This window comes from Rhodococcus sp. WB1, assembly GCF_001700945.1.
In the GTDB taxonomy this organism is placed as follows: Bacteria; Actinomycetota; Actinomycetes; order Mycobacteriales; family Mycobacteriaceae; genus Rhodococcus; species Rhodococcus aetherivorans.
In genome coordinates this window covers 4923601-4949095 of record NZ_CP015529.1, presented here as the reverse complement: position 1 = coordinate 4949095, position 25495 = coordinate 4923601, and the positions used below count along the sequence as shown (strand labels likewise).

The window sequence follows — 25495 nt, the reverse complement described above, 5'->3', positions numbered from 1 at the left end:
CGGCACCCCCGTCACGCCCCGAGAGGAACCCTCATGGTCACCCCGTCAGCCCTCGCCGAGACCCAGCGCCTGCGCCGCAACAACTGGAACAACCACGTCGCTCGGCACGCTCTGATGATCCCGGACCGCACTGCGCTGCGGTTCCAGGGCCGGTCGATCACGTGGGCGGAGTTGCACGAGCGGGTCGAGCGGCTCGCCGACGCCCTCGCGCGGCGCGGCGTCGGTTTCGGCGACCGGGTCGTCGTCCTCATGCTCAACCGCCCCGAGTATCTCGAGACCGTGCTCGCCGCCAACGCCCTCGGTGCGATCGCCGTCCCGGTCAACTTCCGCCTCACCGCACCCGAGGTGGCATTCCTGCTGCGGGACAGTGGATCCAAGGCGATCATCGTGGAAGCGCCGCTCGCTCCGCTGGCCGCCGCGGCCCGTGCGGAGGGCGAAGGCCTGGAACTGTCCGTCACCGTCGGCGGCATCCCCGAGGGCGACGGCCTCGCCTACGAGGATCTGATCGCCGAGGCGGGCGACCCCCACCCGGCGGTCGACGTCCCGGACGACACCCCGGCCCTGATCATGTACACCTCCGGCACCACGGGCCGGCCCAAGGGCGCGGTGCTCTCCCACAGCAACATGTCCGCGCAGGCGCTCACGTGCATCCGCGCGTTCCACCTGTTCGACGAGTCCGGCGTCGGGTTCTGCGCCTCCCCGATGTTCCACATCGCCGCGCTCGGCGCGATGGCGCCCAACCTGATGCTGGGCGTTACCACCGTGATCCATCCGGTCGGGGCGTTCGACCCGAACGACCTGCTCGACGTCCTCGAGGCCGAGCAGGTCACCAACCTGTTCCTCGTGCCGGTGCAGTGGCAGGCGGTGTGCGCCGCCCAGCAGGCGAATCCGCGGAAGCTGGCCCTGACCAACATTTCCTGGGGCGCGGCGCCGTCGTCCGACACCATCCTGCGCGCCATGGCCGAGACGTTCCCCGACGCGTCGAACGTCGCGGTGTTCGGCCAGACCGAGATGTCGCCCATCACCTGCGTGCTGGACGGCGCGGACGCGCTGCGCAAGCTCGGTTCCGTCGGCCGCGTCATCCCGACGATCCAGGCGCGCGTCGTCGACGACGAGATGAACGACGTGGCGCCCGGTCAGGTCGGCGAGATCGTCTACCGCGGGCCCACCATGATGAGCGAGTACTGGAACAACCCGGCTGCGACGGCGGATGCGTTCCACGGCGGCTGGTTCCACTCCGGCGACCTCGTGCGCGTCGACGCGGAGGGATTCGTCTACGTCGTCGACCGCAAGAAGGACATGATCATCTCCGGGGGTGAGAACATCTACTGCGCCGAGGTCGAGAACGTGCTGTTCTCGCATCCGAAGATCCTCGAGGCGGCCGTGATCGGGCGTCCGGACGCGAAGTGGGGCGAGGTGCCGGTCGCGGTGATCGCGTTGCGGCCCGGCCACGACGATCTCACGCTCGACGAGTTGCAGCCGTTCTTCGACGCGCAGCTCGCGCGCTACAAGCATCCGAAGGAGGTCGTGATCGTCGAGGCCCTGCCGCGCAACGCCAGCGGCAAGGTCGTCAAGCACCAGCTGCGCGGCGGCCTGTCGGCGGTCGTGCAGGGCTGAAGACCGCAGGGGCCGAAGAGGTTCCATCGGGGGACGGGGGACGCCGCGATGACGCGTACGGGAGTGTGGGAGTGACGTTCGAGCTGCCCAAGGCGAGGGGGCCGGTGCACGACCTGGCGATCCAGGTGGGTGCGCTGGTGGGGTTCTCGGTGGAGACCCTCGCCACGACCGTGCGCGTCGTCGTCGGCCGTCGCCTCTCGCTCCGCGAGACGATCACGCAGTCGCTGTTCATCGCCAAGGTGTGCAGCGGTCCGGCCCTGCTGCTGATGCTGCCCGTGGGGGTGCTCATCGCGGTCTCCGTCGGATCCCTGGCGGGCCAGCTCGGAGCCGGCGCCTACTCCGGCGCGATCGTCGCCTTCGTCGTGGTCGGACAGGCGGCCGCACTCGTGTGCGCCCTCATGCTGGCCGGCGTGGGCGGCTCCGCGATCTGCGCCGATCTCGGCGCCCGCACCATCCGCGAGGAGATCGAGGCGATGGAGGTGATGGGGCTGAACGTCATCGAGCGCCTCGTCGTGCCGCGGCTGCTCGCCGCGGTCCTGGTGTCGGTGATGCTCTGCGCGCTCGTCACGCTCGTCGGGGTGGGCGCCTGCTATCTGTACGAGATCTACCTCAACGATGCCTCCGGCGGCGGATTCCTCCGCACCCTGGGCGAATACGGCCGGTTGTCGGATTTCGCGACGGCGATGGTCAAGTCGGCGTTCTTCGGGATCACCTCCGCCCTGATCGCCGCGTTCAAGGGCCTGCACGCCAAGGGCGGTCCCAGCGGCGTGGCCGACGCCGTCAACGAGGCGGTCGTGCTGGCATTCGTCATGGTGTTCGTCGTCAACACCGTTCTGTCCCAGATGTACACCGTGATGGTGCCGGCCGTGGGGACGTACTGATGCTCTCCTGTTCGGCGGTGACACAGGCCCGGGCCGTCCATCGGTCGCTGACCGGGGTCGTCGGCGCGTTCGCCACGGTAGGTCGGCACGTGGTGTTCGCGGTCGAGGCGATCGCCGGTGTCCCCACGGCGCTGCGCCGCTACTTCAAGCACGTGATGTACCACGTGGGGGAGGTCAGCTTCGGCTACGCCTCCCTGCTCGCCGGGGGCGGCACCATCGGCATCGTGTTCGCGATGTCCGCCGTCGCCGCGATGATGGTCGGAGTCGAAACCCAGCGGGGTCTCGAACTGATCGGGATGACCTCGCTGTCGGGCATGCTCTCCGCTCTGGCCAACACCCGCGAACTGGCGCCGGTGGTCGCGTCCATCGCCCTGGCCGCGAAGGTGGGCACCGGCTTCACCGCGCAGCTCGGCGCCATGCGGATCTCCGACGAGATCGACGCCCTCGACGCCATGGCCGTGAAGTCGGTGCCCTTCCTGGCCAGCACCCGGCTCATCGCCACGGCCGTGTGCGTGGTCCCGATCTACATGGTGGGCCTGCTGTCCGCGTTCGTCGCGACGCGCCTCGTGGTCGTCACCTTCCAGGGCAACTCGGCCGGCACCTACGACTACTACTTCCACCTCGCGCTCTCCCCGGCCGACCTGTGGTACTCGCTGACCAAGGCCGTCGTGTTCGCGGTGATCGTCGGCATCGTGCACTGCTCGTACGGCTACCACGCCACGGGCGGCCCGGAGGGCGTCGGCCGGGCCGCCGGGCGCGCACTGCGCACCAGCATCCTGGCCATCGGCATCACCGACGTGGTCCTGACCTTCGCGTTGTGGGGTCTCGTGCCCACCGTGCCGGGGGTGGGGCTGGCGTGACGACCCAACGCGACCCGACGACTCCGTCCGGCACGGGCATCCCGCCGAACGGCCGGACCCGGTCCGCGGCGCCCCGCCGCAGTCGCCGGCTCGGACTGCGCACCGGCACGCTGGCCGTCGTCGGTGCGCTCGCCGTCGCGGTGCTCACCGTCACCGGCGGACTGCTCGTCGTCTCCGGATCCGGTGGGCTGTCGAGGGATCCGGAGATCACCGCCGTCGTCCCGGCCGGCGCCGGGGTGATCTTCGGTGCCGCGGGTGTGCAGTACCAGGGCGTGCACGTCGGTCGTCTCGCCCACCTGGACGCGGGTGTCACCGGCTCGCGTATCACGATGCAGCTCGACCCGGACGCGATCCGGAACATCCCGGCAGCCGTGCGGGTGCGGATCGTGCCGCGCACCCTGTTCGGTGACGTCTTCCTCGAACTGGTGCCGCCCGGCGACCCCGCCGCCGGGCCGCGCCTGCGCGACGGTGCGCAGGTCACCGCGGACACCTCGGCCGAGGCCGTGCAACTGGCCGGCCTGTACTACACCACCACGGAGCTGCTGCAGGAACTGCGCCCGGACCGGCTCGCGGTCGCGCTCGACGCGATGAGCCAGGCGCTCGCCGGCCGCGGTGAGACCCTCGGCCGGACCCTCGACCGCACCGCCGCGCTCACCGAGCAGCTCGGTCCCCGGATCGACGCAGGCCTGGCGGCGTCGCCGCAGCTGGCGGCGGTGACCGAGGCCATGGCCGCAGCGACGGACGACATGATCGGCACGATGCAGAACGCGGCCACGCTCTCCGAGATCGTCCTCGAGCGCCGGGACGGCATCGCGCGGCTGCTGCGCGGCGGCGCCGGCCTGGCCGCCGAGGGCTCCGCGCTGATGTCGGAGAACACCGACCGGATCATCTCGGTCGTCCGCAACGGCGGCCCGGTGCTCGGTACGTTCGCCGCGGACACCACCGGCCTCGACGACACCCTGCGCTACCTCACGACCTTCGGCGACGCCGGCGCGCGGGTCTTCGCCACCGGCCGGTTCGACATCACCGCGGTCGTGGATTTCTCCGATCCGATGCCGTATACCGCGGCGGACTGCCCGCGCTATCCCGGCCTCGACGGCGCGAACTGCGGTGACCCGGTCGACGGCCGGCCGGTCCTCTCGGCCGCAACCGAACGCGACACCCTCGGCTACCTGGAGCAGATCGCGGGCGGTGTGGATCCGTCCGACCCGAAGGCGACGGAGGTGGACCCGTCCACCGCGGCCTCGGTTCTGCTGGCACCCCTGGTCCGCGGCACGGAGGTGGCGGTCTCGTGAACACGCTGCTCCGGCCGGCGCTGCGCCTGGCGGCGTTCTGCACGGTGGGGGTCCTCGCCGCGGTCGTCGTCGGCAACACCCTCGACAGTACTGTCACCGGGCCCACCCGCGACTACGCCGCCGAGTTCACCGACGTCGAGGGGCTGAGCCCCGGCAGCGACGTCACGCTCGCCGGCGTGCGCGTCGGGCGCGTCTCGGACGTGAGGTTCGCCCCCCGGGACGACGGGACCTCGCGGGCAGTGGTGGATTTCGAGATCGACTCGGAATTCGAGCTCACCACCGATGTCACCGCCGACATCAACTACGGCGACATGATCGGCGTCCGGTACGTCGCGCTGACACTGCCGGAGCGCAGCACCGGCACGGTACTGCCGGAGGGCGCGACGATCCCGATCGAGCAGACCGCACCCGCCCTGGATCTCACCGCGCTCGTCAACGGATTCGAGCCGCTGTTCGAGTCGATCGATCCGGCGCAGATCAATGCGCTCGCCACCGCGGTGATCGAGGCGTTCCAGGGGCAGGGCGGCACCCTCGATTCCCTGCTGCTGCACATCGCCGCGGTCAGCAGCGACATCGCCGACCACGAGCAGGTCTTCGACAGTCTGGTCGGCAATCTCGAGACGCTCGTCGCCGTGGCGGACCGGCGCAGCGAGGACATCAGCCGGCTGCTCTCCGGGCTGGCCGTCGTCGGTGACGCACTCGCCGGGGACGGTGAGCAACTCGCCACGCTCGTCGACCGTGGCAGCACCGCGGTGCGTTCGACGGCGGTGCTCATGGCCGGCGCGATGGCGCCCCTCGACCGGTCCGTCACCGATCTGCGGGTGATGACCGACGCCTGGATCCCGCAGACGGAGAACTTCGAGCAGGCGGTGCGCCGGCTGCCGGAACTGGCCGACAGCCTCAACCGCATCAGCGACTACGGCGGCTGGCTGAACCTCTACATGTGCAACTTCACCATCAAGGCAGGCGATTTCGAAACCAACATCTTCGGTTCGACGTACTCGGAGGTGTGCCGATGAGGCGCGCGCAGCAGATTCGCGACGCGCTGCGGGCCGTGTTCGCGGGCCGCCGCGGCCGCGCCGGCAACCCGCTCGTCGTCGGGGCCGTGGGCATCGTCCTCGTCGCCCTGGTGATGACCGTCGCCCTGGCCGCGCCCCGGGCCACGTACCTGCTCCGGACGAACGGCTACACCGCGGAATTCGCCAACGCCGCCGGTCTGCAACCCAACGATCCGGTGTACGTGGCGGGTGTGCCCGCCGGACGGGTGGAGAGCCTCGAGCTCGCGGCGGACCGGGTGATCGTGACGTTCCGCGTCGACGGCGGCCAGCCGCTCGGCGACCGGACGACCGCCGAGGTGCGGCTCAGGACCATCCTCGGGAAGATCTACCTGGCGGTGACGCCCGCCGGTGCCGGAGAACTGCCCGACGGGCGTATCCCCCTGGCGCGGACCTCCGTTCCGTACAGCCTCGACGACCTCGCGTCCGAGGCGCAGCACGTGGCCCGGGAACTCGACGTGCCCGCCCTCGAGGCGATGATGCACACCCTGGCCGAGGCCGTGCCGTCCGACCCGGGCCGGATCGCCGATGCGCTCGCCGGAGCCACCGCCGCGGCGGAGATGCTGTCCCGCAACGACGCCCGCATCCACTCCCTGCTGCAGGCGTCGAAGTCGCTCACGTCCATCGTGGCGGGCCAGAGCCGGGACGTCGAGCTGCTCGTGCAGAACGCCACGACCGTGGTGTCGATCCTCGAAGCCCGTAAGGAATCCCTCATGCAACTCGTCGAGGATCTGCGGCTGCTCACCGAGCACACCGCGACGTTCCTGACCGACAACTCCGGCGAAATGGACGCGTTGCTGGGGAACATGCGGTCGGTGACCGACACGCTGAACCGCAACGCCGAGCAGATCGACGTGCTGATGACCCGGCTTCCGCCCGCCCTGCGCGCCGCGGCCGACGCCTCGGGCAACGGCAACTGGGTCGACGTCCACGCCCCGGCCGGGCCGATCCCGGACAACCTGCTGTGTGCCCTCGGAGTGATGGAGGGTTGCCGGTGACCACCGTCGGAACCACGCGGAAGACCCGGCTGCTGCGCGGCATCGGGATCGTCGTCGTCGCGGCGCTGTGTGCTGCCGCTGCCTGGTACGTGTTCGTCGGGACCGACCGCACCCGCACCGTGACCGCCGAGTTCGCGTCCGTCGGAGGCATCTACCCGGGGAGCAAGGTCGCGGTCCTCGGCCTGCCCGTCGGCACCGTCGAAGCCGTGGAACCGGCCGGAACGGTGGTCGAGGTGACGATGCGGATCCCCGACGACATCACGCTGCCGGCCGACGTGTCGGCGTTCGTGATGAACCCGTCGATCATCAGCGACCGGTTCGTGGAACTGAGCCCGGTGTACACCGCCGGACCGCGGTTCGAGGGCGACGATGTCATTCCGCCCGAACGCAGTCACGCGCCGATCAACTGGGACGAACTGCTCGAGAGCGTCGATACGATCGCCGCGGCGCTGGGACCGGAATCCGGGTCGCTCGGATCCACCCTCGACCTCGCCGCCGGCGCCACCGCAGGTCTCGGGCCGGAGATCAACCGGGCGTTGCGCGCGCTCGGGGCGGCCGGCTCGGTGTTCGGTGCCCGGTCCGAGGACATCGGTGCCCTCGTCGACGACCTCGGCGTCGCGGTTGCCGCCGTCGACGCCCGGCAGGGCTCCCTGTCCGAGCTCGCCGGGGGGCTGTCCGAACTCGGCGCCGAGATGCAACGACAGAACCTCGACGTCGCCGGGCCGATCGGTCAGCTGACGACCATCCTCGATCGGCTCGACGTCCTGCTCGGCTCCCGCGGCGAGGACATCGCCGCCGTCGTCTCGAACGCCCAGGTCCTCACCGGGCAGCTCGCACAGCACGAGGTCGACTTCGCCGAGTTCATGGACGTGCTGCCGCTGGCGATGCAGAACATCGACAACACGATCGGCGCCGACACCACCGCGCGTATCCGCCTGAACATCTCCACCCAGGTCGGCCAGTTTCCCCGCGCGAGGGAACTCTGCGAGCGCGAGCGCCTTCCCCTGTGCACGGGCGCCGGCTTCACCAACCCGATCACCGTTCCCTTCGACCTGTCCGATCCGTTCCAGGACCTCGTGCCGGAGTCGCTCGACCGGGCGCTGAACGAGGGAGGCGTCCGGTGAGCCCTTGGGGAAGAATGGGATTCGTCGCTGCGCTGACCGCGGTGGCCGTCTCGGTGACCGGCTGCGGACTGGGTCTGCATCAGTTGCCGACGGGACGCAGCGGCGCCGGCGAGACCTACCGCGTGATCGCCGTGTTCGACGGAACCGATCGGATCGATCCCGGCACCGAGGTGCGGGCAGGTCAGGCTGTGGTCGGCCGGGTCCACGGGATCTCGACGGACGGGCACCGGGCCTTCCTCGAACTGAGTATGAGTGAATGGGCCGCGCTTCCGTCGAACGTCGGTGCCTCCGTGCGGCTGCCGTCCGCGCTGGGCAACCCGTTCGTCCAGATCGATCTGCCGGAGCAGCCGTCGCCGGAGTTGCTCGCCGACGGCGACGTCATCGACCGGACGGAGATGGGGCCGGAACTCGAGGCCACGTTCGCGATGCTCGGACAGGTGATCAACGGCAGCGGTCTGGACCAGCTGCGCACGATCACCACCGAGCTGAACGCCGCCTTCGGCGGCCGGGGGCAGACCGTTCGGGAACTGCTCGAGCGGACGGACCGGACGATGGCGCTGGCCGCCGAGAACGGCGACGACATCTCGCGGGCGCTGCGGGCCACCGACGCGGTGGCCGCGCGGCTGGCGCAGCAGCAACAGCTGATCGACGACGGTCTGGCGAGCAGCGCGGAGGTCGTGGACCTGCTCGCCGCTCAGGAGCAGGACCTCCGGTCGCTGGTCTCGAGCACCTCGTCGGTGCTCACCTCGCTGGACACGGTGCTGGCGGACTCCGGCCGGATCGGCGGAGCGGTCGACGACCTGGACGAAATACTGTCCGGGATAAGGGACTTCAACAACACCGTGGGGTCTGCGCTGACCAACATGAACGCCTTCATGGACGGCTTCGCGCGGTCCGTGCACGGCGACTACCTGTTGTTCGACGGCGCCCTGGACGTGCCGGGAGCGATCGACATGCTGCTCACCGGCGGCGTTCCGGTGACGATGCTCGGCGAGTCGCCGCCGGTCACCGTCCCGGCGGGGCTGCCGGACCTGCTTCGGGGCGGTGTTCGATGAAACGCCCGGTGCTGGTGCAGGTTTCACTGTTCGTTGTGGTAGGCCTGCTGGCCACCGCCTTCGGCGTCCGTTACGTCCTGGGCCCGCAGAGCTTCGGTGGCGGCATCGAGGTGCGAGCGCACCTGGTCGACGCCCGCGGTATCGGCCCCGGAACGACGGTGACCTACCGCGGGGTCGCGGTAGGGGAGATCGAATCGGTGACGATCGACGACGGCGGTCGCGGCTCGACGGCGGTGCTCGTGCTGGATCCGGACACCCGCATCCCGGTGGGCAGCACCGGACGGATCGCAACCGCGACCGCGATCGGCATCCTCACCCTCGACATCGAACCGCAGACCGCCGACGGCCCCTACCTGACGGACGGCGACACCGTCGAGGTCCCGGCGGACGAGCAGGGACTGCGCCTCGATCAGCTGCTCGTGCGGATGAGCGCACTGGTCGAGAGCATCGATCCGCAGTCCGTCGCCACGCTCGGCGAGACGTGGGGCACCGCCCTCGCCGGGACCGGAGCGGACCTGCAGTCGATGATCGAGAACGCCGACGCCCTCTCCACGATGGCATCCGAACGGGCGCCGGCCCTGGCGGCACTCCTCGAACAGGGTGTCGATCTGGTGAACACGCTCGCCGAGGACGCCGGCACCTTCCCGGGTGCGATGCGCGCCGTCCGGGACGTCTCCGATCAGCTCGTGGGCAGCCGGGACGCGCTCGTGTACCTGCTGGACCGGTCGCCGGACACGCTGGCGAAGACGGAGGAGCTGTTCGCCGAGACCCGCGACGACTACGGGCTGCTGCTGACGAACCTGGTGACCGTGGGCGATGTGCTCGCCCCGCGGACCCCGGCGCTGGCGGCCGGCCTCGACTCGATCCCTGCGGCACTCGGCGATCTGACCTCGGTGGTCAAGGGCGACCGCGGCGACTTCTCGCTCGTCGCCACGCAGGGTCCGGTCTGCTACTACGACACACAGCGCCGTGCGGTCGGCGACGAAAGCCCCCGCACGCCGAACCTGTCGCTCTACTGCCCCCCGGGCGAAGACCTCGCCCAGCGCGGCGCCCGCGTCGCACCGCGGCCCGACGACCTCGGACTGCAACACCAGAGCACCCCGGGAAGGGTGACCGGGCCGGACATGGCGCAGGACCCGCTGCTCGTCCCGACCGGAGTCGAGGTGCTGCAGTACTGGCAGAAGCTGTTGGAAGGACTGGGTAACTGATGCCGACCACGGACCATACTGTCGACGACACCCCCGCGACCGCGCCGCCGGATCCGCCGGCCCCGCGCTCCCGGGTGCGGCGATGGCTGACGCCCGCACTGATCGTGCTGCTCGCCGCGGCCGCCGGCTTCTGCGGATTCCGGTGGTGGCAGGCCGAGCAGACCGAGGGCCTGCGCGCCGACGCGCTGGACCGGGCGCGGGAGTACGCGATCGCCCTCGGCACCTACGACTACCAGCATTTCGACGATGCGCTGGCCGCGGTCACCGACGTCTCCACCGGGGAGTTCGCCGAGAAGTACCGCTCGGTGGCGGGGGACCTGCGCGGGCTCGTCGAGAACGGGCACGGTGTGTCCGTCGCGACCGTGTCGCACGCCGCGGTCGAGACACTGGACGCGGATCGCGCGACGGTGCTCGTGTTCCTCGACCAGGACGTGAAGAACGTCGCGGTGCCGGACGGGCGGGTCGACGCGACGCGGTTCCTGATCACCCTCGCTCGGGTGGACGACCGGTGGCTGCTGCAGGGAGCGGATGCGAAATGACGGCGTGCGGGGCGGTGACATGCCGCGGGGCGGTGACATGCCGCGGGGCGGTGACATGCCGCGGGGCAGTGACATGGCGCGGGGCGGTGACATGGCGCGGCGCGGTGACATGGCGGACCTGACCGGACCCGGCGACGGTACGTCGGGACGGATCAGGAGGCTGACACAGGCCGCGCTCAACGCGGACGTGACGATCGCCCGGATCGAGGGCGTGGCCGACGGGATCGGCGTCTCGCTCGCGAACTTCGACCGGGTGCTGGGGCGGTTCGACGAGCAGCTCGGGGACTTCGCCGTGGCGGTGGACCGGCTCGGCGCGTCGATCGACCGGGTGGACCTCACTCTCCGGAAGATCGAACGGATCGTGGACACCGCCGATTGGCTGCTCACCCCGGTGTCGGCGACCCGCCGGCAGCTGACCCGGTTGCCGGCGGAGATACTGCCGGTCCTGCACGGACCGTGGCGCGACGTGTCGGGACTGGCCCGCACGGTGCTCCGAGGGCTGGGCCGTCCGGGCCCGGGCTGAGAAGTCCCGCCCGGGAGAGGAGTCTCCCGGGCGGGTGCCGTCTCGTCAGTACCGGGGCCGGGGGCCCAGGTCGTCGGACAGGTGCGGATGCTCGGAATCCGATCGCACCAGGTAGGCCTTGAAGGCCGCGGTGCCGCCCAGTGCGGCACCGAGCAGTAGCAGTAGCTGGACCACGTTCGCGTTCATTTCGGTTCTCCTCTCGACGTGTGGCCCGAGTTGCCGAGGGTCAGTCGGCCGTCGGGTGCTCCTGCTGGTCGTGTTCCGCGAACATGGCCTCGATGCGGGCCTTGATCTCCTCGGTGCTCATGGAGCGACGGGCCGCGGCGACAGCGGAGGTGTGCATCTGTGGTGTTGTTCCTGTCTGTGGTGTCGGAATGGACGGGGCTCGGTCGACCGGGACGATCAGTTCGTCCGGAGGAAGGACACGAGACCCGTGACGGTGGTGGTGGTGCCGATCGCCGTCAGGCCGGTGACCATGAGGGCCGCGGCGCTGACGGAGACGGCGGTGCCGAGTGCGTGCCCGAGGGCGGAGCGCCACCCCGACGTCGATGCGCCGGTGGTGGACGTGAGCACCAACGGGGTGCTCCGGGCGTCCTCGTCGTGTGCTGTGTGGCGGCGCGTTGCCGTGCCTGTCATATTCGGTTTATCCCCCTGCAAACAAATCGTGACTTGGTTCACAAAACCAATGCCGATGTGTTGTACCGCATCACAGCGACCGGCGCCACTCGAACGGATGTCCAACTCGTGCCGCGGCACCGCCGGACCGCCCCGAATTCGCATGTAGGAAGCGAATTCGCCGTCCGGGCGAATAGGGGGGTGTTCCGGCGTCTCTGGTTGAATGGCGATCCGACGCCCCGCACGGAAGGGCGCGGCGAAGAGGTCGAGGAGCGCTCATGCAGAACGGACAGTCCGCGGCTGATCCGGCGACGGTGTTCGCCGCACTGGCCGAGATCGTCTATGGCGGCGCCGAGCCCTCGGAGGCGTACGCGGCGATCTGCGTGGCCGCCACGATGCTGGTTCCCGGCTGCGACCATGCGAGCCTCATGCTGCGGGAAGGCAGGGCGTACGTCACCGTCGGCGCCTCCGACGCCGTCGCGCGGCACGTCGACGACCTCGAGCGCGCCACCGGCGAGGGGCCGTGCCTGGATGCGATCGAGGAGGAGGCCGCCCAGATCGAGCCGGACCTGAGCGTCTCCGAGCAGTGGCCGCACCTGGCTCCCGGCGTCGTGAAGCAGACGCCCGTGCGGGGGGCGATGGGATTCCGGTTGCGGGTCGACGACCGCAAGGTCGGGTCGCTGAACCTGTTCTCCGACACGCCTGGGGCCTTCGACCTCGCGGCCGCCGCGAACGGCACCGTCCTGGCCGCCTTCGCGGCCGTCTGCGTCGCCGCCGTCTCCCGCGGCGAGGACGTCGCCTCGCTCCGCAACGGCATCGAGAGCAATCGGGAGATCGGCAAGGCGATCGGGCTCCTCATGGCGCTGAACAAGATCTCCGACGACGAGGCTTTCGATCTCCTCCGCCGGACGTCGCAGCAGGTCAACGTCAAGGTTGCGGAGCTGGCCCGCACCGTCGTCGACCAGCATCGCCGCGAGATCAAGGGGAGTAGCTGAACCCCGGATCCCACCCCTTGCCATCGGGGTGTGATGCAGGTAACATCAGTAGTGCGAATCGAGCAGACGTCCGAGGACGACAGAGGCTCGTGAAGCAGAGATCCGGCCCGGAGGTTGCGAAAGCGATTCCCGGGCCGAACCCCTGTCCGGGGGCGGTCTCGTCCGAGCGGCGGGTCAGGCGAGCCGCTCGCGGCGCAGCTGCTCGACCTCCGGCAGGTCCAGCGGCGGCAGCGAGTCCACACCGAGCGCGCGCGTCAGCAGCAGGTCCGCCAGCTCGGGATTGCGGGCCAGCACCGGGCCGTGCATGTACGTGCCGACCACCGAGCCCTGGACGACCCCTTCGACGCCGTCTCCCACGCCGTTGCCGACGCCCCGGGTGACCCGGCCCAGTGCACGGGCGGCGGGGCCGAGAGTCGTTCCGCCGCGGTGGTTCTCGAATCCGGTCAGCGGCAGGCGCAGGCCCTCGACGAGGGGAGTGGTGACCACCTCGCCGATGGCCCGGGTCTGCTGCGGAGTGGTGGTCACGTCGAGCAGGCCGACGCCGTCGACGCGCTCGCCCGCCGACGTCTGGTACCAGTTGCCGAGCACCTGGATCGCCGCGCAGATCGCCAGCACCGGCGCCCCGCGTTCGACCGCCCGTTGCAGGCCCGGATGGCGCTGCAGGTGCCGAGTGGCGAGGCGCTGCGCCGAGTCCTCGGCCCCGCCGAGGGTGTACAGGTCCAGGGACTCGGGCACCGGGTCCGTCAGGTTGATCGACACGACCTCGGCGTCCTGCCCGCGCATCCGCAGGCGCTGCCGCAGGACCAGCGCGTTGCCGCCGTCGCCGTAGGTGCCCATCACGTCGGGCAGCACGAGCCCGATCCGGACGGTGGACTCAGACATGCGCGGCTCCCTTCGCCAGGGCAGTGTTCAGATCCCGGAACGCGGTGTAGTTGGCCAGGACCTCGACCCGTCCCGGCGGGCACGACGCGATGGCCCGGATCGGATCCGCCACCAACGTGTGCTCGACCCCGGCGTAGGTCAGCCGTACGGCCAGGTCGGTGCCGCGCTCGCCGGACGCCACGACGTGCACGCCCTCGAAGTGCTCGAACCGCACGTCCCACAGCCACGACAGGTCCTCCCCGTCCGGCACCTGCCCGTTGACCGCGATGACGAGACCGTCGACCGTCGGGTCGATCATCGACAGGGCCTCCTGCCACCCGGCCGGGTTCTTCGCGAGCAGCATGTGCACCGAATGCGGACCCACCTGCACGGTCTTGTACCGGCCGGCGACCTCCTCGACGACACCCGCGGCCGCGACGGCCGCGGCCGGATCGGCGCTGAGGGCGACCGCCGCGGCCACCGCCTGAGCGGCGTTACCGCGGTTGGCGCGCCCGGGCAGGGTCAGCGTCATCGGCAGCACCAGACCGTCCGGCCCGTAGAGATTCTCGTCGTCGACCCACCAATCCGGTTCGGGCCGTGCGAAATCCGAGCCCGTACTGTGCCAGCGCCCGTCTTCCCAGAGGATCGGCTCACCGGTGCGGGGGCAGCTGACCGAGTCGCCCGACCAGCCGGCACCGGCCGCCACCCAGACCACGTTCGGGTGGTCGTAGGCGACGGAGGTGACGAGCACGTCGTCGCAGTTGGCGACGACCACCGCGTCCGGGTGGCGTTCGAGGCCCGCACGCAGCTTGCGTTCGATCATGTTGATCTCGCCCACGCGGTCGAGCTGATCGCGGCTGAGGTTGAGCAGCACGATCGCTTCGGGGTCGAGGGCGTCCGCGACGTGCGGGGTGTGCAGCTCGTCGACCTCGATCGCGGCGAGCGGCGCCTCCTGGTGGGCGACCAGCGCGGCGACGATGCCGGCGTCCATGTTCGCCCCGTCGGCCTGCGTGGCGACGGCGTCCATCGTCTCCAGGGCCGCCGCCGTCATCCGGGTGGTGGTGGACTTGCCGTTGGTGCCGGTGACCAGGACGGTGCGACGGCCGCGGCCGAGCTGTTCCATCAGGCGCGGATCGATCTTCAGCGCGACGAGGCCGCCGATCATCGACCCCTTGCCGCGCCCCGCCTTCTGCGACGCCCACGAGGCGGCCTTCGCCGCGCGCAGCGCCAGCCGCCCGCGCCCGGTGATTCGAGTGCTTGTACCCACGTCGCGAGTTTTCCACAGCGGCGCCTCCACCGCCGCGGCGCGGCCGTGTCCGCACGGTCACACGCCGCTACGCTGCGGGAATCGCTCACAGCGACCGCGCCGCCGGATGCGCCGCCGCAGGTTGCGTGGTCCCCTGAGGCGGGGAGGTGGTCGCCGTGGCGGAGGCGGATACAACCGGCGGGAACACCGGGACGTACGTCGTGGTGGGGGACACCACCGTCGCGCGCCGGGTCTGCGCCTCGCTCGTCGACCTCGGCTGCGCGGTGCGGCACGCGCCCCGGCCCGACGACGAGGAGCTGCGGGCCCTCCTGGACCGGCCGCCGGTCGCCGGGATCGCGGTGCTCCTGCAGGACGACGTGGTCGCGCTGCGGTATGCGCTCGCCGCGGCGCACCTGCAGCCGGACGCACCGATGGTCGCGACGATCTTCGACCGCACGATCGGCGATCAGCTCGCACGGTTCCTGCCGCAGTGCGACGTGACGTCGCCGGCGGATCTCGCCGTGGCCTCCCTGGCCGGGCCGTGCGTGGCACCCGACCTGCTGGCCGTGACCTCCACCCGCGAACCGCGCGGCATCCGCGTGGCCGGCGACGTGCTCGACGAGGTGCCCGTCGCGGTACCGCGACGGATGGTGTGGCAGCGGTGGGCCGGGCAGCTCACCGCGGTGCTGCGCACCCACGAGACCGGCACCCGCATCCTGCTGGCCGGGCTGCTCGGCCTGGCGGCGGTGCTGTTCGGCGACTGGGCCTGGCTGACCTTCGGGGAGGGCAAGGGGGCGATCGACGCGTTCCACGAGGCGGTCCGCGTGGTCACGACGGTGGGCCCGGCGGCCGATCCGCACGGCAACGAGGCGTACGCCGCGATCGCGTCGACCGCGATGCTGGCGACGATCGTGTTCACCGCCATGTTCACCGCCGGGGTGGTGGACCGGCTGCTGGGCCCCCGCCTGACCGCGCTGCTCGGCCCCCGGTCGCTGCCCCGCTCCGGGCACGTGATCGTGGTGGGCCTCGGGCAGGTGGGCCTGCGGCTGTGCCGGGAGCTGCGGGACCTCGGCATCCCGGTGGTGGGCGTCGAGCGGGACACCAATGCCCGCAACCTGCGGCTCGTGCGCGACCTGAACATCCCCGCCGTGGTCGGCGACGGCGGCGACCGGCGGCTGCTCGAACGCGTCGGGGTGCATCGCGCGGCGGCGCTCGCCGCGGTCGGCTCCGACGACCGGGACAACGTCGCGGTCTCGCTCGCCGTCCAGGGCGTCGCGCCGGGCCTGCGGCTGGTGTTGCGCGCGGGCGAGCGCGAGGTGCTCGCCGAGACGGGCTCGCTGCTGCCGCTGGGCGTGATCCGCGACGTGACCAGCCTGAGCGCGACGTACGTGCTCGCGCGCCTGCTGGGTCGCGAGCCGCTGGGGGTGGTCGCCGGTGCGGTGCACGTGCACCTGCGCTTCCCGGACGGCCGGTTCGAGGAGCTGCCGATCGCGTCGCCGGGTGGATGCCGGCACACGTCGGCTGCAGGCGTGGGGACGAGCCTGCGGTAGCCGTCGGTGGTATGCCGGAGAGCACCGTCCCGACGTCAGCGACCGCCGAAGGCCTCGCCAACAGCGAAGGCGACGACGAGTAGAAGCGTGAGGGAGGCGATCACGACAAGGAGAATCGACCGCTCCCCCTTCCGGAAGATGGCCAGGCCTGCCGTGACCAGCGAGACGCCAGCGAGCCCGATGATGGCGATGCCTGCCGCAATGCTGAGAGCCCGCCACGAGTCGGGGATCAGGCGAAGTACGGACCAGTACAGGGGGTAGAGCAGCACGGGTAGCAGCAGCCACAACGCGCGCTTCCCCAGCTGGGTTCGCGGTAGGACGTACATCTTCGATTCCCCCTGCCTATACGGTCCTTTCGGTCCGGGAACCGGGACACAGAACGTCAACCGGCTGCGAACAGCCTGGAGTGCGCGAGGGGCGGTTTCAGCAAGTCCCCCGGCTGCAGGTCAGCCTTCGTGTCATGGAAGAGGGGGCCGAAGTCCTTGGCCTCGGACGGCATCGGTTCGTTCTCTGCTCCGGATGCTTCGTTCACCCCGACATGTTCGCTGATGCCGCGGCGCGTGTGCCGTCGCCGCGGTCACGAGTTTCCTTACTGTGCGGGCCGACGGCCATGTGGTGTGGGACGGCTCCGGCTAGCTGCCGGATTCGCCGAAGCTGCCGTGCCGCCCGGCGCCGGCGGCGAACCGGGAGGCGCCCTCGAGCGTGTCGTGGGCGAGGGAGACCGTGCCGTGCCGGAACTCGTTGAGCAACGCCTGGTCCTCGTCGAGACCGTGCTGTTCGAGCAGGGAGAGACGATCCCGGCGCAGGCAGGTCTGGGGGAAGGCGGCGATCTCGGCGGCGAGCGTGCGGGCCGCGGCGAGCGCCTGCCCGGCGGGCACGAGCCGGTTGACCAGCCCGATGCGCAGCGCCTCGTCGGCTTCGACGGGACGGCCGGTCAGGACGAGATCCATCGCGCGGCTCTCGCCGATGAGCCGCGGCAACCGCACCGTGCCGCCGTCGATCAGCGGCACGCCCCAGCGGCGGCAGAACACGCCCAGCACCGCCCCCTCCTCGGCGACGCGCAGATCGGCCCACAGCGCCAGCTCGAGCCCGCCCGCGACGGCGTGGCCCGAAATCGCGGCGATGACGGGCTTGGACAGCCGCATCCGCGACACGCCCATCGGCCCGTCACCGTCCGGGGCGACCCGGTTCGCGCGTCCCTCACTGATCGCCTTCAGGTCGGCGCCGGAGCAGAAGGTGCCTCCCTCGCCGTGCAGGACGGCGACCGCCGCCTCGTCGTCGGCGTCGAAGGCGCGGAAGGCGTCGGCGAGCGCCTGCGCCGTCTCCCGGTCGACCGCGTTGCGGACCTCGGGACGGTTGATCCCGATGGTGGTGACGGGCCCGTCGCGGCGGACCCGAACCGGATCGGACGTCATCGTCGTGATCCCCCCGGGGGCGGCGTCAGGCCAGCGCCTTGGCCTTGAGGGCCTGGTATTCGGCCTCGGTGATGGTGCCCGCGTCGAGCAGGGCCTTGGCGTCGGCGATGTGCTCGGCGGGGGACTTGCCGGCGACCTCGCGGATGTAACTGTCCTGGGCCTGCTTGACCTGGGCGTACTCCCGCGCGGAGCGCTCGGCCATGCCCTTGCCGTTGACGATCAGATAGATCAGGGCGGTCAGGAACGGCAGGAAGATCAGGAAGACGATCCAGATCGCCTTGATCCAGCCGGACTGCTGGTGGTTGCGGAACAGGTCCCCGATGATGGAGAAGAGCACCATCAGGTACGCGATGAACGCGAAGCTGACGATGATGAACCAGATGATGTCCCAGAAATCCATGTGACGCTCCCTTTCGTGGGGCACGTGCGGAGACGGATCCGAACCGAGATTCGCCCGGCCGACAAACGGACACGCGGCGGCACTCCTGCGAAAGAGTACCGCCGCGTTCGTCCGAATTCGCGCCGTTTGCCGCGGTGTTCGCGGGACCGGAGGGCTCAGTGGGCCCGGTTCACCGCCGAGACCACCGCGCGCAGCGACGCCGTCGTGATGGACGGCGCGATTCCGACACCCCAGACCAGGGCCGAGACCCCGTCGGGCCGGGTCACGTCCGCCTCGACGTACGCGGCCGCGAGGGCGTCGTCACCGGCCGACATGGCGTGCTCGGCGTAGCCGCGGACCGCCACCTGGTAGCCCAGGGTCTCCAGGGCGTCGACGAAGGCGGCGAGCGGGCCGTTGCCGGACCCGGTGATCTCCTGTTCCTTGCCGTGATACTTCACGACCGCGGTGACGGTGTCGGTGCCGTCGTCGGTCTCGGCCGCGGCGACCTTCTGCCGGATCCGCTCGAGCGGGGTGATCGGGGTCAGGTACTCCTCGTGGAAGATGTCCCACATCTCCTTGGGGCTGACCTCGCCGCCCTCACCGTCGGTGACGCGCTGCACCGCCTGCGAGAACTCGATCTGCAGCCGCCGCGGCAGGTTCAGGCCGTGGTCGTGCTTCATGATGTACGCCACGCCGCCCTTGCCGGACTGCGAGTTCACCCGGATCACGGCCTCGTAGCTGCGGCCGACGTCCTTCGGGTCGATCGGCAGGTACGGAACCGCCCAGGTCAGGTCGTCGACGTCGGTGCCCGCCGCGTCGGCGTCGGCCTTCATCATGTCCATGCCCTTGTTGATGGCGTCCTGGTGGCTGCCCGAGAAGGCCGTGTACACCAGGTCGCCGCCGTAGGGGTGCCGCTCGGGCACGGGCAGCTGGTTGCAGTACTCGACGGTGCGGCGGATCTCGTCGATGTTGGAGAAGTCGATCTGCGGGTCCACGCCGCGGCTGAACATGTTCAGGCCGAGGGTGACCAGGCACACGTTGCCGGTGCGCTCGCCGTTGCCGAACAGGCAGCCCTCGATGCGGTCGGCGCCGGCCTGGTAGCCCAGTTCGGCCGCCGCGACGCCGGTGCCGCGGTCGTTGTGCGGGTGCAGCGACAGGATGATCGAGTCGCGCTTGGCCAGGTTGCGGTGCATCCACTCGATCGAGTCGGCGTACACGTTCGGCGTGGCCATCTCGACCGTCGCCGGCAGGTTGATGATCACGGGGTTCTCGGGGGTCGCGCCCAGGGTGTCGACGACCGCGTCGCACACCTCCTTGGCGTACGACAGTTCCGTGCCGGTGTACGACTCGGGGGAGTACTCCCACCGCCAGTTCGTGTCGGGGTGGTTCTTCGCCTCCTCGAGTACCAGTTCGGCCGCGTCGGTGGCGATCTTCTTGACCGTGTCCTTGTCCGCCTTGAACACCACGCGGCGCTGCAGGATCGACGTCGAGTTGTAGAAGTGGACGATGGCCGTGTGGGCCCCGGCGCACGCCTCGAAGGTGCGCTTGATCAGCTCGGGGCGGGCCTGCGTCAGCACCTGGATGGTGACGTCGTCGGGAATCGCGTTGTCCTCGATGATCTCTCGGACGAAGTCGAAATCGGTCTGGCTCGCCGACGGGAAGCCGACCTCGATCTCCTTGTAGCCCATGCGTACCAGCAGGTCGAACATGCGCCGCTTGCGGGCGGGGCTCATGGGGTCGATGAGCGCCTGGTTGCCGTCACGCAGGTCCACGGCGCACCAGGCGGGGGCCCGGTCGATGACCTTGTCCGGCCAGGTGCGGTCCGGCAGCGTGACCGGCTCGACCTCCTCGGCGAACGGCCGGTACCGGTAGGTCGGCATCGAGGAGTTCTTCTGCGTGTTCCACGCCGGCTGATCGGCGGGGGCGGGCTTGCTCGGCGGCGTGATAGTGCGCGAGCCGGAGGTGAATGCGTCGGCGGGTGACATGACGTAACTCCAAAAAAAGGGGACCGGTGAGTCCGGATGAGGATACGACCGGCGCGACCACACCCCGCGACGGGAAGCCGGTCTGGTCAGATCCCGCCGCGGCGGCCGAGGAGAAGCGCGCGCTGCATGCCAGGCAGTGTACTCGCTCGCCCCCGCCGGAGCCCACCCGGGATGCGGGGATTTCGCTGCCGGGGCCGAGCGGAGCAGGCCGTACGAACGTGACCCGATCGATACGGAGGGCGCTGTCGCGAGCCCCGCCGATCCAATACGTTGACCTCATTCGTCACACAAGCACCATCGGTCACAGGAGTATCAGGGAAGACGCGTTTCGGTCACCCGGCCGGGAGGAGAGCTCATGAGGGCGGTCCGGTCGGCGACGACGTTCTCCTCGGCGCTGCTGCTCGCGCTCGGCTGCGCGGTGCCGTTTGCCGCCACCGCTCAAGCGGAACCGTGCGGGGGCTCCGGGTCCGGAAGCAGCGGCTTCGGCAGCAGCAACCCCGGTGCCGGGACGCCGCAGGGACCGCTCCCGACGATCACCTCCGGGCCCACCCGCACCGTCGCCTGGGTCACGGGACCGCGCAGCCCGAACCGGACCGACACCCGCTTCTCCGTCTCGGGCACCGACCTGGGAATCATGTGGGACAACGGCGGGACCGGCCCCGGCCGGCAGGTGCTCGCGGCCTTCGGAGACACCTTCGGCGACTGCTCGGTCGAGGGCGACGAATGGCGCCGCAACATCCTCATGCGCAGCGGCGACACCGAGCTGTCGGACGGCATCGCCGTGCCCGACCCCCGACCCGGGGATCGCTACTCCGGGGCGCCGGTGCTCTCCTCCGACCCGAACTTCGCCCGCGAGGTCCTCGGCAGCGTCGGCATCGACGGGGTCGAGACCACCGTCGTGCCCACCGCCGGCATCTCGGTCGGCGGCACGCAGTACATCAACTTCATGTCGGTGCGCGCCTGGGGTGAACCGGGCGAATGGTGGACCAACGCCTCGGCCGTCGCGTACTCGACCGACAACGGTGAGACATGGACCGTCGACCCGGCCACCGCGCGAGTGAACACCCCCGTCGAGGTCCCCGGCGTCCAGCAACTGGCGACGGGCAACAGCAACTTCCAACAGCACGCGTACGTGAAGCACGAGGGCTACGTCTACGACTTCGGCACGCCCGACGGGCGCTTCGGTCCGGCCTACGTCTCGCGCGTGCCCGAGGCGGAGATCCGCGACCTCACCGCCTACGAGTTCTGGACCGGCACCCACTGGATCCTCGGCGGGATCGATGCGGCGGTCCCCGTCGTCGACGCCCCGGTCGGCGAGATGTCGGTGCACTGGACCGGCAGCACCTTCGTCCTCCTCTACGGCAACGAGGAACGCGGGCAGATCGAGATGCGCACGAGCGCGCGCCCGGAAGGCCCGTGGAGCGCGCCGCGGGCGGTCGTCACCGGCGCCCAGATCGGCGGCCTGTACGCGCCGTACATCCATCCGTGGTCCAGCGGCAACGACCTGTATTTCGTCGCGTCCCGCTGGAGCGACTACAACGTCATGCTGCTGCGCACGACCGTCGCGGGATGAGCCGCCCGTCCGGTCTCAGCCCCCGTGACGGATCGTCTCGCGCGGCTCGGCGTAACGGACGGTCTCGTACCCGATGAGGACGAGCAGCACCGCCACCAGGATGCCGAGGGTCGCCAGCGCCGGGACGTGCCCCACCACGGGAAGGAGTGCGAGCAGGACGACCGCCGTCGTCGCCCGGGGAACCTCGACGCGACCGGTCGCGTAGGCGCGGAAGAACACCAGGGCGAGGAGATAGAGCGCGGCCCCGCCGTACAGGCCGACCAGCGGCCAGCCCTGGAGGGGATCGGTGAGCCGATGATGGTTCCCGTCCCCGACGTAGGCGAGGATCTTCTTCAGGCCCAGCGAGAGCATGACGATTCCGATCACCATCGGCAGGTGGGCGTAGCTGTAGCAACGCTGGGCGATCCGGATCAGCCGGGTCCCGGTCGCCGCGTCGAAGGCTTTCTCGACGGCCAGGGACGTGACGTCGAAATACGCCCACCACAGCAGCGCCGAGACGGACAGACCCAGCAGTGACGCGACGATGATCGCCCAGGAGATCGGCAGCGCCGCGACGCCGATCCCGATCGAGACGATCGACTCACCGAGGGCGACGATCACCATGAGTCCGTGCCGCTCCGCGAAGTGGCTCACCGAGCGGAGCCGCCACCCGGTGCCCCCGGCCAGGGTGCCGAGGTAGTCGCCCGCCAGGGCGAGGATCCACAGCACCGTCTGCGCGGGTCCGGACAGCTGCGAGGCGATCAGCAGGAACGCCGTTCCCGCCAGCATGCTCGGAAGGAATCGGAGCACCTGCCGCCGCAGCTGCGGATCGTCCCGGCTCAGGACGAGGAACGTCGACAGGTGGATCAGGCGCACGGTGAAGTAGCCGACCGCGAAGATCACCGGTCCGTCGAGGCCACCCGGCATGTCGTCGAACGCCTCGGGAATCGTCAGGGCGACGACGAACACGGCCCCCATCGCGGCGAACATCACCACTCGCATGAGGCCCTCGTCGGCGCGGGCGAGATTGCCCAGCCACGAGTAGCCGACCCACACCCACCACAGCACCGCCATGACGAGGGCGGCGCGCAGCACGTCGACGCCGCTGGTGTCCACCGCCATGAGGTCGGTGACCCGGGTCAGGGCGAAGACGAACACGAGATCGAAGAACAACTCGATGGGGGAGGCGGAGGAACGTTCGTCCACCGCTCGGACCTGCAGGCGTCTGCCGATGCTCACGCCGGAGATGCTGTCACCACCCGAGACCGCTGTCACGCCCGACGGTTCCGGCCCTCGCCGCAGGCCGGTAGCGGACGGCTGCCGGGTGCCGGGGCAGGTCGAGCCCCGTCCCTCCAGGCCGCATCGGTAAGCTGATCCCCTGGACTTGCACCCAAGACCCCGGAGGTTCGCCAGCGTGGCACTCGTCGTCCAGAAGTACGGAGGATCCTCGGTCGCGACGGCCGAGCGGATCCGGCGCGTCGCTGAACGGATCGTCGAGACCAAGAAGGCGGGCAACGACGTCGTCGTCGTGGTCTCGGCGATGGGCGACACCACCGACGAGCTGCTCGACCTCGCCCAGCAGGTGTGCCCGGCGCCGCCGGCGCGGGAGATGGACATGCTCCTCACCTCCGGTGAGCGGATCTCCAACGCCCTGGTCGCGATGGCGATCCACTCGCTCGGCGCCGAGGCACGGTCGTTCACCGGCTCGCAGGCCGGCGTGATCACCACGAGCAGCCACGGCAACGCGAAGATCATCGACGTCACCCCCGGCCGCGTCCGGGCCGCGCTGGACGAGGGCAGCATCGTCCTCGTCGCCGGCTTCCAGGGCGTGAGCCAGGACAGCAAGGACATCACCACCCTCGGCCGTGGCGGCTCAGACACGACCGCCGTCGCCCTGGCCGCGGCGCTGAACGCCGATGTCTGCGAGATCTACACCGACGTCGACGGCGTCTTCACCGCCGACCCGCGCATCGTCAAGGACGCGCAGCGGCTCGAGAAGGTCTCCTTCGAGGAGATGCTCGAGCTCGCGGCGTGCGGCGCGAAGGTGCTCATGCTGCGCTGCGTCGAGTACGCCCGCCGCTACAACGTGCCCGTGCACGTTCGTTCGTCGTACACCACCAAGCCCGGCACCATCGTGTCCGGATCGATGGAGGACATCCCCGTGGAAGAGGCTCTGATCACCGGCGTCGCGCACGATCGCGGCGAGGCCAAGGTCACCGTCGTCGGCCTGCCCGATACCCCCGGTTACGCCGCGAAGGTGTTCCGCGCCGTCGCCGACGCCGAGATCAACATCGACATGGTGTTGCAGAACATCTCCAAGGTGGAGACGGGCAAGACCGACATCACCTTCACCCTGCCCAAGGGCGACGGCCCGCGCGCCGTGGAGCTGCTGAGCAAGCAGCAGGAGGAGATCGGCTTCACCCAGGTGCTGTTCGACGACCACATCGGCAAGGTCTCGCTCGTCGGCGCCGGCATGAAGAGCCACCCGGGCGTCACGGCGAAGTTCTGCGAGGCCCTCGCGGGTGCGGGCATCAACATCGACCTCATCTCCACGTCGGAGATCCGTATCTCGGTCCTCGTCGACGACACGGAACTCGACGACGCGGTGCGCGCCCTGCACGCCGCGTTCGAACTCGGCGGCGAGGAAGAAGCCGTCGTCCACGCCGGAACCGGACGGTAATCGCTGTGACCACTCTCGCTGTCGTCGGTGCCACCGGACAGGTCGGCATCGTCATGCGCACCCTGCTCGAAGAGCGCAACTTCCCCGCCGACCGGGTGCGGTTCTTCGCCTCGGCCCGCTCGGCCGGCAAGAAGCTGCCGTTCCGCGGTGAGGAGATCGTCGTGGAGGACGCAGCGGCGACCTCCGACGAGGATCTGAAGGGCATCGACATCGCCCTGTTCTCGGCCGGAGCGACCCTCTCGCGCGCGCAGGCGCCGCGGTTCGCCGCCGCCGGCGCGACCGTCGTCGACAACTCCTCGGCCTGGCGCAAGGATCCCGAGGTTCCCCTCGTCGTGAGCGAGGTGAACCCGCAGGAGGCGAAGAACCCGCCCAAGGGCATCATCGCCAACCCGAACTGCACCACCATGGCCGCGATGCCGGTGCTCAAGGTCCTGCACGACGAGGCCGGACTGCAGCGGCTGATCGTCTCGAGCTACCAGGCCGTCTCCGGCAGCGGCATCGCCGGCGTCGACGAACTGCTCGGCCAGGCGCGCGCCGTCATCGGCGACGCCGAGAAGCTGGTGCACGACGGCAGCGCCGTCGACTTCCCGGCCCCGGACAAGTACGTCGCGCCCATCGCGTTCAACGTGCTGCCGCTGGCCGGCTCCCTCGTCGACGACGGCAGCGGCGAGACCGACGAGGACCAGAAGCTGCGCAACGAGTCCCGCAAGATCCTCGGACTGCCGGACCTGCTGGTGTCGGGTACCTGCGTGCGCGTGCCGGTGATCACCGGCCACTCCCTGTCGATCAACGCCGAGTTCGAACGCCCGCTGTCGGTGGAGCGCGCGAAGGAACTGCTCGCGAACGCCCCCGGCGTGCGGCTCGTGGACGTTCCGACGCCGCTGCAGGCCGCGGGCCAGGATCCGTCGCTGGTGGGCCGGGTCCGTCAGGATCCGGGTGTGCCGGACGGGCGTGGTCTGGCGCTGTTCGTCGCGGGGGACAACCTGCGGAAGGGCGCCGCCCTCAACACGATCCAGATCGCGGAGCTGCTGGTGTAGATTCATCCGCCTCGAGATGGTCACC

General features: G+C 70.4%; 25 protein-coding genes. 16 read left to right on the top strand and 9 right to left on the bottom strand.

Annotated features, from left to right (window positions below):
- The first annotated feature begins 33 nt into the window (after positions 1–33).
- The 11 genes from fadD5 to A4U64_RS27875 all read left to right on the top strand — a co-directional run bounded on the left by fadD5 (position 34) and on the right by A4U64_RS27875 (position 11155).
- On the top strand, positions 34–1617 hold the full coding sequence (fadD5, locus tag A4U64_RS22165; RefSeq protein ID WP_050034473.1) for a fatty-acid--CoA ligase FadD5: 1584 nt from the start codon (positions 34–36) through the stop codon (positions 1615–1617).
- Positions 1618–1688: 71 nt separating this feature from the next.
- Positions 1689–2498: an MlaE family ABC transporter permease gene (locus A4U64_RS22160; protein WP_029547144.1), complete on the top strand. Its 810-nt coding sequence runs from the start codon at positions 1689–1691 to the stop codon at positions 2496–2498.
- Positions 2498–3358 carry an MlaE family ABC transporter permease gene (locus A4U64_RS22155; protein ID WP_006947487.1) on the top strand — a complete coding sequence of 287 codons (861 nt, stop codon included), beginning with the start codon at positions 2498–2500 and terminating at the stop codon, positions 3356–3358. The genes A4U64_RS22160 and A4U64_RS22155 overlap by 1 nt, the downstream gene beginning before the upstream one ends.
- Positions 3355–4653, top strand: coding sequence for an MCE family protein (locus tag A4U64_RS22150; protein WP_232334126.1), 1299 nt, complete (start codon positions 3355–3357; stop codon positions 4651–4653). Before A4U64_RS22155 ends, A4U64_RS22150 begins: the two co-directional genes overlap by 4 nt.
- Positions 4650–5672: an MCE family protein gene (locus tag A4U64_RS22145; RefSeq protein WP_065923121.1), complete on the top strand. Its 1023-nt coding sequence runs from the start codon at positions 4650–4652 to the stop codon at positions 5670–5672. Before A4U64_RS22150 ends, A4U64_RS22145 begins: the two co-directional genes overlap by 4 nt.
- Entirely contained in the window at positions 5669–6706 is a 1038-nt protein-coding gene (locus tag A4U64_RS22140; protein ID WP_065923556.1) for an MCE family protein, read from the top strand. Before A4U64_RS22145 ends, A4U64_RS22140 begins: the two co-directional genes overlap by 4 nt.
- Positions 6703–7830 (top strand): MCE family protein, encoded by a 1128-nt coding sequence (locus A4U64_RS22135; protein WP_232334125.1) that lies wholly within the window; start codon positions 6703–6705, stop codon positions 7828–7830. The genes A4U64_RS22140 and A4U64_RS22135 overlap by 4 nt, the downstream gene beginning before the upstream one ends.
- Positions 7827–8885 carry an MCE family protein gene (locus A4U64_RS22130; RefSeq protein WP_232334124.1) on the top strand — a complete coding sequence of 353 codons (1059 nt, stop codon included), beginning with the start codon at positions 7827–7829 and terminating at the stop codon, positions 8883–8885. The genes A4U64_RS22135 and A4U64_RS22130 overlap by 4 nt, the downstream gene beginning before the upstream one ends.
- Positions 8882–10093 (top strand): MlaD family protein, encoded by a 1212-nt coding sequence (locus A4U64_RS22125; RefSeq protein ID WP_065923118.1) that lies wholly within the window; start codon positions 8882–8884, stop codon positions 10091–10093. The genes A4U64_RS22130 and A4U64_RS22125 overlap by 4 nt, the downstream gene beginning before the upstream one ends.
- Positions 10093–10632: a hypothetical protein gene (locus A4U64_RS22120; RefSeq protein WP_050034478.1), complete on the top strand. Its 540-nt coding sequence runs from the start codon at positions 10093–10095 to the stop codon at positions 10630–10632. Before A4U64_RS22125 ends, A4U64_RS22120 begins: the two co-directional genes overlap by 1 nt.
- Positions 10633–10687: 55 nt before the next feature.
- Entirely contained in the window at positions 10688–11155 is a 468-nt protein-coding gene (locus A4U64_RS27875; protein ID WP_232334123.1) for a hypothetical protein, read from the top strand.
- A 45-nt stretch (positions 11156–11200) separates the two neighbouring features.
- Here A4U64_RS27875 and A4U64_RS28600 read toward each other — a convergent pair whose 3' ends face one another.
- Positions 11201–11341, bottom strand: coding sequence for a hypothetical protein (locus A4U64_RS28600; protein WP_006934528.1), 141 nt, complete (start codon positions 11339–11341; stop codon positions 11201–11203).
- Between the two features lie 216 nt (positions 11342–11557).
- Positions 11558–11791 (bottom strand): hypothetical protein, encoded by a 234-nt coding sequence (locus tag A4U64_RS22110; protein ID WP_029547149.1) that lies wholly within the window; start codon positions 11789–11791, stop codon positions 11558–11560.
- A gap of 257 nt (positions 11792–12048) precedes the next feature.
- Between A4U64_RS22110 and A4U64_RS22105 the strand changes: the two genes are divergently transcribed.
- Positions 12049–12765: a GAF and ANTAR domain-containing protein gene (locus A4U64_RS22105; RefSeq protein ID WP_050034479.1), complete on the top strand. Its 717-nt coding sequence runs from the start codon at positions 12049–12051 to the stop codon at positions 12763–12765.
- A 174-nt stretch (positions 12766–12939) separates the two neighbouring features.
- Here the strand turns inward: A4U64_RS22105 and A4U64_RS22100 are convergent, their stop codons facing one another.
- Together A4U64_RS22100 and A4U64_RS22095 are read right to left on the bottom strand one after the other, a co-directional pair.
- Entirely contained in the window at positions 12940–13647 is a 708-nt protein-coding gene (locus A4U64_RS22100) for a type 1 glutamine amidotransferase (protein ID WP_043801677.1), read from the bottom strand.
- Entirely contained in the window at positions 13640–14893 is a 1254-nt protein-coding gene (locus tag A4U64_RS22095) for a Mur ligase family protein (RefSeq protein ID WP_065923116.1), read from the bottom strand. The genes A4U64_RS22100 and A4U64_RS22095 overlap by 8 nt, the downstream gene beginning before the upstream one ends.
- A 155-nt stretch (positions 14894–15048) precedes the next feature.
- Between A4U64_RS22095 and A4U64_RS22090 the strand changes: the two genes are divergently transcribed.
- Positions 15049–16422: a potassium channel family protein gene (locus A4U64_RS22090; RefSeq protein WP_065923555.1), complete on the top strand. Its 1374-nt coding sequence runs from the start codon at positions 15049–15051 to the stop codon at positions 16420–16422.
- Between the two features lie 35 nt (positions 16423–16457).
- Here the strand turns inward: A4U64_RS22090 and A4U64_RS22085 are convergent, their stop codons facing one another.
- From A4U64_RS22085 to leuA, 4 genes are all read right to left on the bottom strand, one after another.
- Positions 16458–16748: a hypothetical protein gene (locus A4U64_RS22085; RefSeq protein WP_029547150.1), complete on the bottom strand. Its 291-nt coding sequence runs from the start codon at positions 16746–16748 to the stop codon at positions 16458–16460.
- Between the two features lie 306 nt (positions 16749–17054).
- On the bottom strand, positions 17055–17837 hold the full coding sequence (locus A4U64_RS22080; protein ID WP_065923115.1) for a crotonase/enoyl-CoA hydratase family protein: 783 nt from the start codon (positions 17835–17837) through the stop codon (positions 17055–17057).
- 25 nt (positions 17838–17862) lie between these two features.
- Entirely contained in the window at positions 17863–18237 is a 375-nt protein-coding gene (locus A4U64_RS22075; RefSeq protein WP_006932600.1) for an SHOCT domain-containing protein, read from the bottom strand.
- Positions 18238–18392: 155 nt separating this feature from the next.
- Positions 18393–20201, bottom strand: a complete 1809-nt coding sequence (gene leuA / locus A4U64_RS22070; protein WP_050034480.1) for a 2-isopropylmalate synthase — start codon at positions 20199–20201, stop codon at positions 18393–18395.
- A gap of 355 nt (positions 20202–20556) precedes the next feature.
- On the opposite strand from leuA, the gene A4U64_RS22065 reads away from it, so the two are divergent.
- Positions 20557–21774, top strand: a complete 1218-nt coding sequence (locus tag A4U64_RS22065) for a DUF4185 domain-containing protein (protein WP_065923114.1) — start codon at positions 20557–20559, stop codon at positions 21772–21774.
- Between the two features lie 15 nt (positions 21775–21789).
- Here the strand turns inward: A4U64_RS22065 and A4U64_RS22060 are convergent, their stop codons facing one another.
- Positions 21790–22992 (bottom strand): low temperature requirement protein A, encoded by a 1203-nt coding sequence (locus tag A4U64_RS22060; RefSeq protein WP_065923554.1) that lies wholly within the window; start codon positions 22990–22992, stop codon positions 21790–21792.
- Between the two features lie 175 nt (positions 22993–23167).
- On the opposite strand from A4U64_RS22060, the gene A4U64_RS22055 reads away from it, so the two are divergent.
- Positions 23168–24433 carry an aspartate kinase gene (locus A4U64_RS22055; protein WP_006932606.1) on the top strand — a complete coding sequence of 422 codons (1266 nt, stop codon included), beginning with the start codon at positions 23168–23170 and terminating at the stop codon, positions 24431–24433.
- A 5-nt stretch (positions 24434–24438) separates the two neighbouring features.
- Entirely contained in the window at positions 24439–25470 is a 1032-nt protein-coding gene (locus A4U64_RS22050) for an aspartate-semialdehyde dehydrogenase (protein WP_065923113.1), read from the top strand.
- Positions 25471–25495 lie beyond the last annotated feature (25 nt).

Bases quoted from the DNA above. Each gene is read 5' to 3' on its own strand.
- fadD5 (WP_050034473.1), top strand. From the start codon at position 34: ATGGTCACCCCGTCAGCCCTCGCCGAGACCCAGCGCCTGCGCCGCAAC.
- A4U64_RS22155 (WP_006947487.1), top strand. From the start codon at position 2,498: ATGCTCTCCTGTTCGGCGGTGACACAGGCCCGGGCCGTCCATCGGTCG.
- A4U64_RS22140 (WP_065923556.1), top strand. From the start codon at position 5,669: ATGAGGCGCGCGCAGCAGATTCGCGACGCGCTGCGGGCCGTGTTCGCG.
- A4U64_RS22125 (WP_065923118.1), top strand. From the start codon at position 8,882: ATGAAACGCCCGGTGCTGGTGCAGGTTTCACTGTTCGTTGTGGTAGGC.
- A4U64_RS22120 (WP_050034478.1), top strand. From the start codon at position 10,093: ATGCCGACCACGGACCATACTGTCGACGACACCCCCGCGACCGCGCCG.
- A4U64_RS27875 (WP_232334123.1), top strand. From the start codon at position 10,688: ATGCCGCGGGGCAGTGACATGGCGCGGGGCGGTGACATGGCGCGGCGC.
- A4U64_RS28600 (WP_006934528.1), bottom strand. From the start codon at position 11,341: ATGAACGCGAACGTGGTCCAGCTACTGCTACTGCTCGGTGCCGCACTG.
- A4U64_RS22110 (WP_029547149.1), bottom strand. From the start codon at position 11,791: ATGACAGGCACGGCAACGCGCCGCCACACAGCACACGACGAGGACGCC.
- A4U64_RS22105 (WP_050034479.1), top strand. From the start codon at position 12,049: ATGCAGAACGGACAGTCCGCGGCTGATCCGGCGACGGTGTTCGCCGCA.
- A4U64_RS22100 (WP_043801677.1), bottom strand. From the start codon at position 13,647: ATGTCTGAGTCCACCGTCCGGATCGGGCTCGTGCTGCCCGACGTGATG.
- A4U64_RS22085 (WP_029547150.1), bottom strand. From the start codon at position 16,748: ATGTACGTCCTACCGCGAACCCAGCTGGGGAAGCGCGCGTTGTGGCTG.
- A4U64_RS22080 (WP_065923115.1), bottom strand. From the start codon at position 17,837: ATGACGTCCGATCCGGTTCGGGTCCGCCGCGACGGGCCCGTCACCACC.
- A4U64_RS22075 (WP_006932600.1), bottom strand. From the start codon at position 18,237: ATGGATTTCTGGGACATCATCTGGTTCATCATCGTCAGCTTCGCGTTC.
- leuA (WP_050034480.1), bottom strand. From the start codon at position 20,201: ATGTCACCCGCCGACGCATTCACCTCCGGCTCGCGCACTATCACGCCG.
- A4U64_RS22065 (WP_065923114.1), top strand. From the start codon at position 20,557: ATGAGGGCGGTCCGGTCGGCGACGACGTTCTCCTCGGCGCTGCTGCTC.